This window comes from Flavivirga spongiicola, assembly GCF_030540825.1.
GTDB lineage: Bacteria > Bacteroidota > Bacteroidia > Flavobacteriales > Flavobacteriaceae > Flavivirga > Flavivirga spongiicola.
The window spans coordinates 2,140,165-2,156,196 of the sequence record NZ_JAUOEO010000001.1; the positions used below are offsets into that span (position 1 = coordinate 2,140,165).

The 16,032-nt window shown below is 32.6% G+C and carries 16 protein-coding genes; 1 reads left to right on the forward strand and 15 read right to left on the reverse strand.

The window, feature by feature from the left end; all coding sequences use genetic code 11:
* Positions 1-20: 20 nt before the first annotated feature.
* From Q4Q47_RS08525 to Q4Q47_RS08580, 12 genes are all read right to left on the reverse strand, one after another.
* On the reverse strand, positions 21-1,298 hold the full coding sequence (locus tag Q4Q47_RS08525; RefSeq protein WP_303306235.1) for a cryptochrome/photolyase family protein: 1,278 nt from the start codon (positions 1,296-1,298) through the stop codon (positions 21-23).
* A gap of 3 nt (positions 1,299-1,301) precedes the next feature.
* Positions 1,302-1,757, reverse strand: a complete 456-nt coding sequence (locus tag Q4Q47_RS08530; RefSeq protein WP_303306236.1) for a TspO/MBR family protein — start codon at positions 1,755-1,757, stop codon at positions 1,302-1,304.
* Entirely contained in the window at positions 1,750-3,174 is a 1,425-nt protein-coding gene (locus tag Q4Q47_RS08535) for an SDR family oxidoreductase (protein ID WP_303306237.1), read from the reverse strand. The genes Q4Q47_RS08530 and Q4Q47_RS08535 overlap by 8 nt, the downstream gene beginning before the upstream one ends.
* A gap of 170 nt (positions 3,175-3,344) precedes the next feature.
* Positions 3,345-3,812, reverse strand: coding sequence for a DUF5763 domain-containing protein (locus tag Q4Q47_RS08540; RefSeq protein ID WP_303306238.1), 468 nt, complete (start codon positions 3,810-3,812; stop codon positions 3,345-3,347).
* 107 nt (positions 3,813-3,919) lie between these two features.
* Positions 3,920-4,300: a nuclear transport factor 2 family protein gene (locus Q4Q47_RS08545; protein WP_303306239.1), complete on the reverse strand. Its 381-nt coding sequence runs from the start codon at positions 4,298-4,300 to the stop codon at positions 3,920-3,922.
* Positions 4,301-4,425: 125 nt separating this feature from the next.
* Positions 4,426-4,947, reverse strand: coding sequence for a YdeI/OmpD-associated family protein (locus Q4Q47_RS08550; protein ID WP_303306240.1), 522 nt, complete (start codon positions 4,945-4,947; stop codon positions 4,426-4,428).
* Positions 4,948-5,050: 103 nt separating this feature from the next.
* On the reverse strand, positions 5,051-5,998 hold the full coding sequence (locus Q4Q47_RS08555) for a glycoside hydrolase family 43 protein (protein WP_303306241.1): 948 nt from the start codon (positions 5,996-5,998) through the stop codon (positions 5,051-5,053).
* Between the two features lie 144 nt (positions 5,999-6,142).
* Positions 6,143-6,928 (reverse strand): DUF4272 domain-containing protein, encoded by a 786-nt coding sequence (locus tag Q4Q47_RS08560; protein WP_303306242.1) that lies wholly within the window; start codon positions 6,926-6,928, stop codon positions 6,143-6,145.
* A 153-nt stretch (positions 6,929-7,081) separates the two neighbouring features.
* Positions 7,082-7,492 carry a hypothetical protein gene (locus tag Q4Q47_RS08565; protein ID WP_303306243.1) on the reverse strand — a complete coding sequence of 137 codons (411 nt, stop codon included), beginning with the start codon at positions 7,490-7,492 and terminating at the stop codon, positions 7,082-7,084.
* A gap of 206 nt (positions 7,493-7,698) precedes the next feature.
* Positions 7,699-8,064: a nuclear transport factor 2 family protein gene (locus Q4Q47_RS08570; protein WP_303306244.1), complete on the reverse strand. Its 366-nt coding sequence runs from the start codon at positions 8,062-8,064 to the stop codon at positions 7,699-7,701.
* 80 nt (positions 8,065-8,144) lie between these two features.
* The gene (locus tag Q4Q47_RS08575) at positions 8,145-8,921 is read right to left on the reverse strand and encodes an RNA polymerase sigma factor (RefSeq protein ID WP_303306245.1); all 777 of its coding nucleotides are present in this window, start codon (positions 8,919-8,921) and stop codon (positions 8,145-8,147) included.
* A gap of 335 nt (positions 8,922-9,256) precedes the next feature.
* Positions 9,257-10,366 carry a serine hydrolase domain-containing protein gene (locus tag Q4Q47_RS08580; RefSeq protein ID WP_303306246.1) on the reverse strand — a complete coding sequence of 370 codons (1,110 nt, stop codon included), beginning with the start codon at positions 10,364-10,366 and terminating at the stop codon, positions 9,257-9,259.
* A 361-nt stretch (positions 10,367-10,727) separates the two neighbouring features.
* On the opposite strand from Q4Q47_RS08580, the gene Q4Q47_RS08585 reads away from it, so the two are divergent.
* On the forward strand, positions 10,728-11,768 hold the full coding sequence (locus Q4Q47_RS08585; RefSeq protein WP_303306247.1) for an endonuclease/exonuclease/phosphatase family protein: 1,041 nt from the start codon (positions 10,728-10,730) through the stop codon (positions 11,766-11,768).
* Between the two features lie 112 nt (positions 11,769-11,880).
* Here Q4Q47_RS08585 and Q4Q47_RS08590 read toward each other — a convergent pair whose 3' ends face one another.
* From Q4Q47_RS08590 to Q4Q47_RS08600, 3 genes are all read right to left on the reverse strand, one after another.
* Entirely contained in the window at positions 11,881-12,501 is a 621-nt protein-coding gene (locus Q4Q47_RS08590) for an LbetaH domain-containing protein (protein WP_303306248.1), read from the reverse strand.
* A gap of 367 nt (positions 12,502-12,868) precedes the next feature.
* The gene (locus tag Q4Q47_RS08595; RefSeq protein WP_303306249.1) at positions 12,869-15,064 is read right to left on the reverse strand and encodes a SulP family inorganic anion transporter; all 2,196 of its coding nucleotides are present in this window, start codon (positions 15,062-15,064) and stop codon (positions 12,869-12,871) included.
* Entirely contained in the window at positions 15,061-15,909 is an 849-nt protein-coding gene (locus Q4Q47_RS08600; RefSeq protein ID WP_303306250.1) for a universal stress protein, read from the reverse strand. The genes Q4Q47_RS08595 and Q4Q47_RS08600 overlap by 4 nt, the downstream gene beginning before the upstream one ends.
* Between the last annotated feature and the right edge of the window lie 123 nt (positions 15,910-16,032).

The window sequence follows — 16,032 nt, forward strand, 5'->3', positions numbered from 1 at the left end:
CAATTTAGGTTTTGTTGTGTTTAGTTTTCTATTCCTGCTTTATATCTTTCTAAAGCTCTTGCTCTTGCAAATTTATGCTCAATTATAGGGTTCGGGTAATTTGATGTTCCCAATTCGGGAATCCATCTCTTTACATAAATTTGAGAGGGATCAAACTTTTTTAACTGTTCTATTGGGTTAAAAATTCTGAAATAGGGAGCGGCATCACACCCTGTTCCTGCAGCCCACTGCCAATTTCCATTGTTTGATGACAATTCATAATCGAGTAATTTTTTTGCAAAATAGGCTTCTCCCCATCTCCAATCAATCAAAAGGTGTTTACATAAGAAGCCGGCTGTTACCATTCTCACTCTATTGTGCATATAACCTGTTTCATTTAATTCTCTCATTCCTGCATCTACCAGTGGGTATCCTGTTTTACCATGGCACCAAATCTCGAAATCTGTTTCATTATTTAACCATTGGATGCCGTTATACTTAGAACGAAAATTTTGACTTACTACTTTTGGAAAATGAAACAAAATCTGCATAAAAAATTCTCGCCAAATCAGTTCACTTAAAAAGACGTCATCGCTATCTTGAAGTTTAGCTATAATTTGCCGTATACTAATGGTTCCAAAGCGAAGATGGGGGCTTAAATAACTGGTGGAATCAAGGTAAGGGAAGTTTCGAGTTTTGGCATAGTTGCTAATCTCATTCAATTTATATGGCTTTACAATGATTTTAGAACTTTTTATTCTCAAATCCTTCAAGTTTGGAAAATGATGTTTTTCCTTATGAAATTTATTGAAGTTTACTTTTGGCAAAATGCTTTTTGGGGTATATACCTTGAGCCATTTATTTTTATAAGGAGTGAAGACAGTATAAGGGGTGCCATCACCCTTTAAAACTTCAGATTCCTCATGAATCACTTGATCTTTAAAGCTTATGAGGTTTATGTTGCTTATAGATAATAAACTCTTAATCTTTTGATCTCTTTTTATGGCATAGGGCTCATAGTCCTTATTGACATATACATTTTCTATCGTATAAGTTTCGATAAGGTCCTTAAAAACGTCTTCTGGTTTTCCTTTGTAGATTAAAATCGAAGCATTGTGCACTTGTAAACTTTGATTTAGCTTCTTAAGCGTTTGATATATAAAATTTACGCGTGGGTCATCATCAGGTAATTCGTTTAGAATATTTTCATCAAAAATAAAAAGGGGTAAGATATTATGGTTTGCATTCATAGCAGCATTCAATGCTGTGTTGTCTTCCAACCGTAAATCTCTTCTAAACCAAAACAGATTAATCTTCATACATTAATTGTAAAACAAAATATAAGCGTTCAACGATGTTGCTATGATAAGCCAAGCAAAATAAGGGATTAAAAGAAGTGTTTTAATCCTGAGTTCCTTCCAATAGTTAAAAAATAAGTAAGCAATAAGAAGTGTAAGTGCTAAAATACAGATTAAAGCTGCTGTAACAGCATGAAAATAAAAGAAAAGCGGACTCCACCCGACATTTAGAATCCATTGAATGCTAAAAAGTATACGCTTTCTTTTTTGATTGGCCGAATTGAAAAGGTACGCCAAATATAAAGCGAAACAGATCATAATTGTAGTCCAAGCAACTCCAAAAACCCAACCAGGTGGTGACCATGGCGCTTTGTTCAACTCTTGATACCAATCTGAAGAGACAGCATCACTAGTGAATATGCTTCCAAGACCTAATCCAATGAAATTAATGAAGAGGAAAAAAATAATGCGTTTAATCATTTGAGGTTGTTAATTTTCTAAGCATCCCCTTAAAAATTAGACTATGAAAAGGTAATACGGTATACCAATAAAGCCTTCCTGATATTCCTAAGGGCCTAAAGGTGGCTGTTTGTATTAACGCTCCATTTACTATATTAAATTCAAGCCAGGCTTCGCCAGGCAGCTTCATTTCTGCATACAGTAATAAGCGTCCTTCGTTCTTATTAGCATATAAAACCCGCCAAAAATCTAAGGCATCACCTGCTTTTAAGCTGTTATGGTTGGTTCGTCCTCTTCTAAGTCCAACGCCTCCTAATATTTTATCGATAAAACCTCTTGTTCTCCATAACCAATTGCAATAATACCAACCTGATTCTCCGCCAATACGCCATATTTTTTCAATACAGGCTTCTTCGTTTTTAAATGGCTTTATTCTTTGATCTTTAAAGCAGCCAAAAGTGGGTACTTGAATATGGTCTGATATATTGTTGCTATTGCTACTACTTACATAGGCATCTTTCCAACTGGAAACAATGTCGTTTGATTCTATTTTTCTGAAAGCATTGTTAACAGTTTCTTGGTAGCTAATTGGAGTTACCTCTAAAACTTGATTAATTTTGTTGTCTCTACATATAACTTCAACCTTCATACTGTTGACGAGTGCTACTGCAAGTTTGTAAGAAGTGGATGTTACAAAATAAAGCCAGTAGGAAGATAAACGAGGAGTCATTACTGGAATGGTGTAAATTTTTCGTTTCAAGCCTCTTGCCTTACTAAAACCTAAGAGCATTTCTTTATATGAGAGTATATCTGGACCACCGATGTCAAAATTTTGATTAAAGGTTTTCGCGTTGAAGATGCACTTAGATAATAAGGAAATGACATCGGCAATACCTATGGGTTGGCACCTCGTTTTTAGCCATTTCGGTGTAACCATAATGGGAAGCTTTTCAACCAAATCTCTTAAAATTTCAAATGAAGCGCTACCCGATCCAATTATAATTCCTGCTCTTAACGTCGTACAATTATAACGCCCTTTACTAAGTTCTAATTCTACGGTTTTTCGTGATGTGAGATGATTGGATAATTCAGATTCATTCACAATGCCACTTAAATAAATAATGTGCTTAACATTGGTTTTATTTAATGCATTTCGAAAATTAATGGCAGACTCTTGCTCAAGTGTTTGATAATTTGCTGATGCAGACATGGAGTGCACCAAGTAATAAGCACCATCAATGTCATGTGGGATATTATTCAAAGAGTCACTATCCAAAAGATCATTTTCAATAACTTTAACCTTATCCCGTAAAGAACTTGAGACATTAAATCGATCTGAATCTCGCACACAGCAAACTACTTCGTGTCCTTCCTTAACCAAAACTGGTAAAAGCCTTTTCCCGATATAACCCGTTGCTCCTGTTAGTAGAATTTTCATTTTAATTAAACACAACTAATGTATAAACATACTTTATGGTGTTTATTTCACTTATCGTAGCCTAAATATAGGGAGTTTATCTGAACATTTGACAGATTTGTCTTATAAAACAAAAAACAATATCTGATTTTACTAACGACTTATGCGCTTTGTTCTTGATAGTTTTTTATTCATTTATGCTGATAACAATGTCCACCCCCTTTTACTTTTCTTTTGCAATAGCCACCAGATTTGGTACGTGCCCCACAAGTTGATGTACTGCTATTTGAAGAACTTGTTGAAGCACTATTCTGTTTTGTATGCTGATAACAATAACCATTTGCAAGTCTTGTCTTATGTTTACATCGTGTTCCTTTTTTAGTGAAACCTTTACATCTTACAGATGATGATGTTCCTACTGCTTTATTCGAGGAACTATAACTGCGAACATAATTATTTATAGATGGGGGTTTGCATATTTTACAAGGTGTTAAATGGTATTTTGAAATGTCACTATTCCCCAAAAGTTTCTTTGATACATTTTCAACCATTCTGCAAGAAGACAAATGATATTTCTTTCCGGATGGCGTTTTATATATATTTTGAGCATTAACATTAATATATAAAACAAATGAAACAAAGAATATGAAGTATTTCATAATAAATTACTATTTAAAATCTCAGAGATCAATTTAAACATCGTAAACTATCCCTTCTTCACAAGCAATCATATATCTGATTACCTGTTGATTAAATCGAGCTCACGTTAATCTAAAGACTGCCATAAGACTTTATTAATCATCCATTTATCATCATACTTTGCCATAAGTAAGTAATCGATTCCCCAGTATAAGGTCAACTTTACGCAAGCAATTTTATCCTGGGCATCCAAGATTTCAATGGTTTTCACTGCGTCCTTTGAAGCTGCCCATCGTGGATCACTTGCTACATCGCGGGCAAAACCGATAGCCCTATCATATGTCATAATATGTTCTTTAGACCCTTTACTTTTACGTCCATATCCTAATTTTGATAAGTCCGGATGAATACTCCTTTTAATTTTAGTAGTATCGCCTTCATAAAAACCTTCAATGTAGTCTAGAGCGGCTCTTTCTATTTTGCTTCTATCCTGGCTATATGAATCCATATAAAAACAAAATATGAGCAGACATATAAAAATTGTTTTCTTCATTACTTATTTTATTTAGAGTTAATAACTAGTCTTTTTATTTCTAATAATACTTCTCAATGCCGCCAAACCCCTTTACTATTTTATTTTGTCTTATTAATAAAATTATTTAGTCGTTTTTCAAATTCCTCGGGTCTTTTTCTGGCACTATCGATATATGCTATGCGAATGCGCTTATAAGATTCAGATAGTTTTTCATAATTATTCCATACAGCTTTATCGACTTTTAATTTATCAATTATATCATTGGGGAAAATAAACGCTGTGTTTATGATTACTTCAATGTCACTTCTAAGTGAATCGTGAATCATGCCTCTTTCGAAAAGCCATTTTAATCGTTCTTTATTTGGTTGAGAGAATGTCGATTTTTTTCTTCTCCGACAGAATCTTTGGATAGTTGTTTCTTCATCGAGTGATTTAACAGTACTATCTATCCAACCAAAACAAAGCGCTTCTTCAACAGCATCATTATATATAATTCTTTCTTTCCCCGTTTTTTTTAGAGGGTACTCTAACCAAATATCATCTCTTGATTCAAAATTAGTTGTAAGCCAGTTCCTCCATTCTTTTCTGTTAATAAAATATTTTGTTTCGTATTTGCTCATTACTAATTACTGCCAACGTTTCGTATAAAAATAGTAGCCTACTGAGTTATACTTTCCTGTCAAATTACAAGAAACTCGTAGCGGTCTAAAACTCTTGAATTAACTATTTTTTCGATACATTGTTATGTAGCGATATTATTCTCTTTAAAGTACCTTCCGTTACCTTAAAAACAGTTCCATGTCTTGTTCCTTCAGGGAAAATGATTTTATCAGATAAATCTGTCCAATTAATTAAATCGGAAGATTTGACAGCTCCCATTTTGTGTTTCGTATACATATCAAAATAAACTATCCATTCACCATTAATTTTAATACTTGTTGGCCCCTCAACCCAATTTGTGCTAATGGGTTTCGAAGGTTCAGAATAATTACCTTGAAGTTCATTACTAGTGGCAATTCGGATATTTTTTTGGGCATGTGGTAGCAGGGTTTCATCTTTTAAAAACATTAGATAACGATTATTGTCTTTCTGAAGATGGGCATCAATGACATTAAATCCTTGGTCATAGAATAATTTAGTGTCTGCAAATTCAACAAAATCTTTCGTAGTTGTATAATACATTCTATGGTTGTAACCATTATCACCTAAAGAATCTGTTTTCTGAAATCGACCAGGAATTGTAGTAGCCCAATTGATTAAATACTCTTGAGAATCTTCATCGAAAAATAATTCTGGTGCCCAGCAATTTCTAGCATTCGGCTCATGATGCATTACCGGAATGTATTTCTGTTCAGACCAATGAATCAAATCTGTCGAATTCGCATAACCAATTCCTTTTTCATTCCAACTTACTGTCCATACCATATGGAATTTATTGTCTCCCCCTTTAATAATACAAGGGTCACGCATTAGTTTATCATTTCCCACAGTTGGTTTTAAAACGGACTCATTATTATTAATTGCAGTCCATTTTAATCCATCTTTACTATATGCAAGATGCAAACCATCTTCGCCATTGTTCTTAAAATAGGAGAAAAGATACACATCTGATTCTGTATCTTTGCATCCAAACACTATTATTAAGATTATTATTAATAAATATTTGTTCATACAACTTCTCTTATAGCTACCTAAATATAAGAAGTTTACCTGAATGTTCGACTGAGTTATCTTATAAAATAGAAAGACATCTAATTTTACTTTGGTGCGGCACAAAACCACAATGGATTATGGTCATAGTTGTATGTTAGCTTTTTAGGTATCTGTAGTAACATGATCCCAATCTTGCTCCCTAAATTTAATTAACCAATTTAAAGCATAATGTCTTTCGTAAACTACGCTTGAATTCAAACCACCTGGCGCGTTTTCATTTTTCACTCGTGCACTTACACAAGCCCAGTCAAACCTTAAGATTAAATCAGCTTGGTCAAGAATCTCTTTTTTACTTCTCAATTTAGATTGTTCTCTAAATTTGTCTGCTCCTAATTGATATATAATTTTCACATCATCAGCAACATGACACATTTGGTTAGGGTAAACTAATTCATCAATATAACCTAATGACCAAAGTAAAACGTGCAAACTTTCATATCTCCAATTTGCATTAGTTTTTTGTTGCTCCGTTGGGTTTTCAGAAAATGCATATGCCTTTTCAGTTGGTGTTAGTTTTGATGAAATCCCAAAATCTTTATCCATTTTATCTAAATGGACTTGCTCAAGCCCTTCGCTCTTTAGGCCTAAATATAAAAGAGCTAATGCTCTGTCGACAACTTCATCTTTTGCCCTTAATTTCACATTTTTTTCTGGTTCAACAAAAAGGGAGTTTGGGTTCTTATAAATGGGGATTTCGTTTGATTTACATATTTTTTCAGAGTTGGATCTTCTCTCTTTTTGATCGATAGTTGCTGAAATGTTCTCAACAGGCTTGGTCATTGGTGGATTAATGGCATCAGAACTATTTTCTGGGTTTTTGCTTTTTTGACCACATCCAAATAGGCTTGATAAAAATCCCATAAGTATAATTATTCTTAAATATTTCATTTAGATTTCGGTTTTTCTTATTGACGGTCTGGTATAAGAATAGTAGCGATTTAGTTCAGCTACTTTTCAAGTTACAATATACTTTAATTAAATGAAAAGCGGTATGCGTGCTCCTGCCCAAACCGCTTTTCACTTTAGGATAGATTGTTGCGCTTAGTACTTTGGCTTATAATTTTTATAAATTAAACCAATGCAAGCTCCATATATTCCAAATTGAAGTAGAAGATAAAACGTTTCCATTAAAATAAAGGATATTCCATTTTCAACATTTTGTTTAGCTACAAAAGCTAAAACATGAGATGTCCAAAAGAACAAACCTACTGTTAGGACATATTTCATGCTTTTCACAAAATTTGTTCCTGAGAAAGAAACAAAATTATATAAGTAGGTAAGTACAAACCCTTGAATTAAAATGGTTAAGAACCCAACACTTATATTAGGCTCTCCTTTAAAGTAACCAAACGATATATATGTATCCTCAAATAGTACTATATGCCATATTATAGCTATAAAAAATGTTACCAATGTGTAAGCTAGCGTACCTAGAATTATTTTTTTATTCATTTTTTTACAATTCTGATAATTAGTTATTTGAATGTCCGTTTTGTGTCATAGCGATACTTTTTAGCGTCATTCCGAATTTATTTCGGAATCACATGAAGCTGATTGTAAAACCATTATAATGAGAACCTGAAATACTGAAATAAATCCAGCACAAGCAAGTTCAGGTTGGCGTAGCTCATTATGATTGGTTACGGATATTCAATTAGTTATAAATTAAACTCCTTTTTATACTCTGTTGGATCATAGTATATTTTCATTGCCTTTATTTTTCCTTCTTCAATAGTATAGAATTCAGCAATATCCAACGCAATGATTTTCCCAGATGGTGTTTCTATTTTTAGGATGACTTGGGTGGAAACAATATTTTCTCCTCCAGTTATACTTAAAAGCTCATGCCCCCTTATAAGTTTGCCAAACTCTAAATGTAAATTGATATTAGCTTCTTTTCCTTCTACTTTGTCAACAGGTCCTTGAAAAACAATGTTTTCATCCATTAAGTCCATCCAGTCAGGTGTTTGGGCACTTATTGATTGTTGAAATACCTCTAAAATTTCTAATGCTGTTTTTTTCATTTTTTTGATAAATTTTAATGATTTATACTATTTAGACAAATAGAGATCTCATTTCGGACGAGAAATAACAATTTTTTTTATTAAGTTTCCCAACTTTCTAAATTTTCCAACATGTAAGTATTCAAAATTGAATTTTTAGAGTGTAGAGGATCTATACCTCTTACAAGTTCTAATCTTAAATTTAAAAGATAATCTTGATTACCTGTATTCCCTTCTTTTACAAGTTTTATTTGTTGTGCTTCAATATGTGCATGTTGATCTGGATTTAAAACACCTTTTAGAGTTGTACACTGATGACAAATACCTTTTTTATTTATGAAAGAACACCTGCTATTGAAAATACGCATCATATTGTTTCGAGCATCGGCTAAAGCATGCTTAACAACACCTTCGGTAAACTTTGTTATTTCTATGATTTCAGATACTTTAAAATGATAAACCTCCTTGAGTAATAAGCAGACTTGTTGCTTTAGTAACAATGTTTTGTTTATGCAATTAAAACAATAATTGATGTGTTCCTTAATCTCATAATTCCGTTCAGGTGTTTGTTCAAAAACAATTTTCATTTTTGCTGATAATTCAGCAGATTTTGAATGTGAATCAGCTCCTAAATCCTGTGCATTTTCCTTCCATCTTTTTTGTTTGGATAAATGGTTTTTTGCGGTGTTTAAAGCAATACTAAACACCCAGGTTTTAAATGATGATATTCCACGAAACGTATCTAATCTTTCAAAAGTTTTTATGTACGTGTCTTGAATAACATCTTCAGTGTCTTGTTTATTAGTTAATAATCTAAATATGAATGATGACAGTTCGTTTTTGAAGTTTAGGAACTCAGTTTGGTATTGGTCTGTCATTTTTTTATTTCGATTTATCTGGTGAAAAGGTAAAGGTCGTTAATTTGTATTGAAGTGGTTTAACCTTTTTATAATTGGTTGTAAAATGCCCTTTCATCCCCACGTTTTGCCTTTTTATTACTCCGTAGTGATGCTATATAGCTCAAAAAAGCCTTCATTTTGGGATATCACCTATTGGCAGACTGGAAATTACTATTTTTCACTTCAATCAAAAAACATGTGCTCAGCTTGACTGGGTAGTTTAAACCAGTTCATTAAGTAGAGCTATTGAATAAACGTAATATGGCATTTATTTCTTTAATATATAAGAAGTTTATCTAAATGCGCGACAGTTGTTATTTATAACCTAATGTTTTAATTAGTTTGAAGCATAACTGGTCAATATGCCCCATTTTCTTATTAAATGCAGAAACATTTGATAAAATTATGATACCGTTTTTATTTTTAATGTTTAATACCATTGAGGAGGTATAACCTCCTGTTCCTCCATTGTGCCAAAGGAATTCACTTTCATTTTTCCTACTCAAAATATGCCAACCTAAACCTAAACTCATATTTTCATTTACTTTGAAAGTAGGTTTTTGAGTAAGAATTAATTCTTTATTTTTTTTATCAAACTGAGCTAATGCAAACTTTGATAGATCTTCTGTTGATGATAAAATGGCTCCGCCACCTTCTAATACCTTGAAGTCCCAATTTGAAGTTATTTCTCCTTTTGGGTTTAATCCAGGAACTAGTTTGTTCTTTATATGGTCTCGTTTAGTTGTTGAGTTTGACATACCATACCTTCTAAATATTTTTTCTTGTAGCAAAGCTTCATATGTAGATTTTGATATTTCTGCCAATTCAAAACTTAAAACTCCAGCGCCAAGGTTAGAGTACTCATATTTTATTCCTGGTTTTTGTTTTAATTTAATCTTTTCTGTTAAATATGCTATAAGCTTTTTAGAGTCATATTCTTTATAAGGATTATCCTTATCAATAGAAAAAAGGTTCAAATTTGAAGGTAATCGTGGAAGTCCTGAAGTATGATTTGCAAGTTCTTTAAAAGTTATTTTGTCGCTAACTTTTATTGTAAAGTTAGAATAATCTTGTATCGCGTCTTCTAAATTCAATTTTTTTTCCAATGCAAAATTTGACAATAATGTGGCTGTAAATACTTTGCTTATAGAACCTATTTCAAAAACACTTTGATAGTTTTCAGATACTTTAATGGTATCGTTAATTCTTTTTATCCCAATAAAGGTAACTTTTCCTTTATCAATTATCGCTATAGAAAGTTCTGTGCTATTGGGAAATGGCTTCGTTTGCTCAAAAATTAAATCAGATTGTTCATTTGTAATTTGAACCGATAAACTCTCAAGCCCATGACTAGCGTTTTTAACCTGTCCGTTTAAACCACCTGATAAGATTATTCCAATTAAAGCTGTTAAATACTTTTTCATTGTGAGTTTTTAATGGTTGTCAATATTTGAATAAGCCGTCATTTTAATGCTGTTTTAATGTTGTTATGAATTCTCAGTTTTTGGCTATCGGGAGTCATTATAAATATAGAGAAACATAAGTACGGTCTATAATAAAGCTAATTTGAGTCTAACACTGATTTTGTAATCAATTAATTGAGTGAAATTAGAATCGCTTTGAGCTATAATTAAATTAACTTTTTTGTGTAAGTCGCATGAGTTTAAATTTTGTTACATTTAAATTGTTGTCATTCATGTGTTTAGAGATTGGTATCTTAATATGCCTGATTCAAAATAAAATATTAATTTCGAGACACATAAATTAATTATTTGAGGATAAAAAATGATAAAACGAACTGGAAGAATAATCTGCATTTTACTTGTACTATTTTTTTATTCATGCGCCACAGAAAGCAAAACGGATTTGGAGCTTAATGTCATGGCATGGAATATATGGGGAACCCTGAATACAGCTGAACATTTTTACTACAATGGTAAATCGGCGAGAGAACGGACTATAGAGATTATCAAAAATTACGAGACAGATATAGTTCTTATGGTAGAGACTTATGGCTCTGCTGCCGAGATAGCCAAATCGCTGAATTTTCACCACTATACCCCAGACCCTAAAGCCAACCTTTGTATTTTTAGCAGGTATCCGTTAGAGGATGTCGGTGTTATAAATGGTGTGAGTTCTTTTTCTTTCATTAGGGCAACGGTACGTTTGCCTTCTGATAAAAAGATTAACCTTTATTCATGTTGGATTCCTATGAAAAGCAAGTATAGATTGAGTGATGAAAACGTAGCCGATAATGATATTACCTCCTCAATAGAGGCAAGGGAAAAAACCATAGAGAAATTTTTGATAAACCCTACTGTAGTGAGAGATATACAAGCCACTGATTCCATACCAATGATAATGGGTGGAGACTTTAATACCATATCCCACCTTGATTTTACTAAGGAAAGCGCAGCACAGGGATTAAATTATGGAAGAGTATTTGACCGTCACCCTGTTATGTCTTTATTGCAGGGGCTAGGTTTTGTTGATACATATAGATACGCCAATCCTAAAATAACACCTGAAACATTGGGGCACACCTGGACGACAGTAGGTCCGGAATATACTTATGTAGGGTATGATAACGGAGGTTTTGCGCTTACATCTGAGATGGATAAGTATAAAGGGGTCAAAGAGGTTGATGACCATCCTATGAGTGGTTTGAAGAGCCGAATAGATTATTTGTTTTCAAAAGGAAAAGATGTTGAAGTAGTTTCATCAACAGATATTGTCAAATATGATGGGAAACATTTTCCAGCATTTCCTTCAGACCATGGAGGTGTTTTTACTAAGTTTAAAATTTCTGTGGATAAAAGTCAATAAACAGAAACATATTTTTGAGTCGCCCAATCGTTTCTGTTTCGAAAATAGTTTTCTCTATTTTGTTCGATTTGTGGTTAATGCTTTGTATATCAATATGTTGTGTCCCATTTTTTTATTCCATTTCCAGTTGCTCAATCAATTCCAGTCTTTTTACGATAGTGTTTTTCTCTAAAACAGTTCCAGGAGATAGCACCCCATTTGCTCCGATTCTCGAATTGTCTCCCACCAAAGCGCCAAGTTTTTCAACTCCGGTTTCTATAATTTCGTTTTTATATTTAATCCAAATTCTTTTATCTGTCCTTTCGTTATAATGATTAGCTGCTATCGAACCTGCTTCAAAATTCACTTCTTGTCCAATTATGCTGTTCCCAATATAGTTTAAATGTGCAATTGCTGTTCCTGAGCAAATGATGCTACTTTTTATTTCCGAACAAGGTCCAATTTTTACCAATTTATCTAAGAATACACCTTCTCGAAAATATGAATTTGCTCCAATATGACAATTTTCCATTGCTATAAACGGTCCTTTGATTGTAACGCCATTTTCTACAATGGTAGATTTATGAATAGCTATACCATTCGCTATTTTGAAGTCCCCGTTAAGGTTTGGTATTATTTCTTCAATGATTTCTTTTAAATTAGTTGTCAATTCCCAAGGCAATTGGTTTTGTTCTGTTTTAAAATATTCCGAAATATTGGAAATAAAATCATTAATGTTTATTTTTTGCTCCATAGGAAATTAATTTTTTACCCGCTAGGGTTTAAATTTTTGTTGAGTTTTACAATCTTGGCTAAATTGGATACAACTATAGAGTAAACGTAATATTTCGTTTATTTCTGATATTGTTACCTAAATTATAAAAAGCTTTGTAAGTACTTAACAGCGCCATCTTATAAAACAGAAAACGACACCTAATTTTACTTAAACGCCTCTTTTTTATGGGTCGCTATTTTTTATTGATTTGAAGTTGTAAACTTTGAAGAGCAGACTTTGGCAATCTGTTTCGTTTTAACTTAAAAAACCCCTGCCTACCAGATAGGTTCACGCTGTTCTGAATGAACAGTTAAATTAACGTCTTAAATTTCTTGTTAAACCTCCATCAATGATCAACAACTTCTTTTAAGCGTTTTCCAAAATCAAATAAGGCTTTAATTTCTTTAATGCTTGCCAAACGTTCCTTCCCAAAAATTAATAAAGACTCTCCGTTTGACTCAATATGGTAATAAGGATTACTTTCAAAGAAATGGATAAGATCATCATTAAAAAAGGCGGTGATGGCCTCTTCGTTATCACCTAATAAATAAAAACGGTTAGAAAAATCGGAATGATTTTGAATCGGAATATCTTTAAACCCGGCGAAGGAATAAACCTTTTCTAAAAAGCCTTCTCTGTCTAAAGTGAACTCGGGAATGGCATCATCTAATTTTATATGAAGCATAGTAGACCTAATAACTTCTTTGGCTATAAACTCACCTTCTGAAAACTCAATATCAAATAAATTTATAGCATTATTGTTATATGATAATTGATTATAAATATGGTTGATGTTTTTTGTATTGAAAAATAAAAAATGAGTTAGAAAATCGATATGCCTCAGTTTTTTAGAATTGTACTTTAAATTATAATTTTTGGCCAAATCTTCCATACTGGTTTGACGCCTGGTAAGATTATTTTTAATAATATTTGGTACAGGCAGTAAACGCCTCAAAGCAAAAGGGTGCTCAGAGTCTGTATCATGCATATCTAAGCCTATAACATCAAAATGGCCATTACGTTTTTTAAAGAGTTCTTGATAATTATGCATGTTTTCCATCACAGTATGGTCTACAAAACTACACATCGAAAAATCAACAATAATATCTCTATCTTCTGGTACAGCGTCTAACTTATCTTTTAACTTATAATAGTTTAAAAAACTACAAAAATGTTTTACACTAACATAATAATTATCCTGACCTTCTTCCTGATACATTAAAACATTAGGCTTTAAAACATTTCTAACAAATAAGGAAACCGTTTTATTAATTACTAAATGAATAATTAAAGTCGTCATGACTCCTGCGAGTATACCTGTTATTAGCCCTATTTTTAAAGTTATGAATAGCGTCACAAAAAATATTATAAGTTGTTCTTTACCAATAGAGAATATTTTTTTAATAACGTTAGGAGATGCTAGTTTATAACCGGTGTATACCAAAATAGCCATTAAAGCGGGTAATGGTATTCGGGTTAATTGCGTACTAAATAAAACAATGAAAAGCACTAAAAAAGTAGCATGAAAAAAGTTAGAAGACTTGTTGCTTGCACCATTATTTACATTAACAGAGCTACGGGCAATAACAGTTACAACATTTAATCCACCTAAAAAACCACTGCCAATGGTTGCCAAACCAAGAGCTTTAAGGTCTTTGTTTACATTAGATCGTCTTTTTTCAGGGTCTAATTTATCTACGGCTTTTATGCTTAATAGCGATTCTATGCTGGCTATAAGCGCTATAGCTAGCACACTTGACCAAAATGGAAAACTACCAATACTGGAAAAATTTGGTAAATGCATCTCGGCTATGATGGTTTGAATGCTCGGTATCCCGGAAATCATATATTCTTTAGCAATGGGATTTGTCTCATGCGCTACCAATTCAAAATAATAGCTAAAGCCTATGGACAATATAACAATCCACATAGGTGCTGGTATAAGTTGCAGATATTTATTTCTAATTTTAGAATAAAACATCATGATTGCTAAACTTAATATACCTGCTAAAGTAGCAAAGATTAACCCTTTGTTTTGATAATGTAAAGCATCGTTGATAGTAAAGGGGATTTCAAACAGATAATCTAAAGTATCTTCGCGATTGATTTTATGGGCGAGCATAATATGAAACTGCTTGCCCAAAATAATTAACCCAATGGCAGCTAGCATGCCTTGAATGGCTGAAGACGGAAAAAAATCGGCTAATTTTCCCATTCTAAAAAAGCCTAATAAAAGTATTAATATTCCAGAACATATAATGGCAGCATAAGCACTTTCCAGGCCTAAGGTTGTTATTGCTATTAGAAGTACCCCAACCAGACCGTTACCAGGGCCTGCTATAGTAACGTGACTTCCACCAAAAAAAGAAACAACAATACCGCCCACTACGGCTGCTATAATACCGGCTATGGGAGGTGCTTCACTTGCCATAGCTAAGCCTAATCCAAGAGGTAGTGCAATAAGACTCACTACAAAACCAGAAAATATATTTTTTGGTAATGCACTGAGAAAATCTTTTATTTTATTTTTTCTCGGACTCATTGAAGGATTAATACGTCGGTTGGTAATTCTGTTAAGATGTGTTCTATATCATGCGGAAATAAACGATCCCAAAAAGTCATTTTACTGGGGGCGTTCATAACCAATAAATCTGCTCTGGAAATTTGGGCATAATGCCCGATCGAATACCCTTGTTTACCAAAAATAGGTTGCAGTTTTGTAACAATGTTTTTGGTGTATTTTTCTGGAATATGTTTTATAATATCTTTAATTCTGGAATTTTCTCTAAGTCTTATGCGTTCTTTGATAATATTAGCCTTGCGTAAAGATTTATCATCATCAACTTTTACTGAAATTTGTTCTTGTTTAATTTCTTCAACAATAGTGATTTTTTCGGCTTCAAGTTGTTTGGCAACATAAAAAGCTGTTTTGATAGTTTGTTCGGTTTTGGGATCTTTTAAGCCATTAACAACAATATGTTCACATGCTATACGCTCAACAGAAGGCTTAATTAATAATAAAACAGAACATTTTGCTTTACGGGTGATCTTCCTGGCAATAGACCCTACGTAATATTTTAAAAAACGTTCTCGTTGTACAGCTCCAAGAATTAAAAGGTCAATATTTTTTTCTTCAGTAGTTGATAGAATAACGTCGACAGGGTTTCCTGATTTATATACAACTTCATAATCCAGATTATCTTTTTCAAAAGGTTTTAAAAAAACTTTAAGCATTTTTACTTTATCATCAGAGAATTCACCGACATGAATTAAAAACAGTTTTGACTTAAGAAAAAGAGAAAGCCTAGCTGCCTCATGAAGGTTAGCTTTTAAATTAGGTGAAAATGCAGCACCGATACCAATACTTTTAAATGGTTTTAAAGACACTTAGTTTGTTTACGATTACAAGAGTAGAAAGATAGTATTTTTTTGAAACATCAAACAGATTAATTAAAACAATCACTCAATTTTGTATTAATGTTTACGATCTATGGAAAGAAATAAAATATA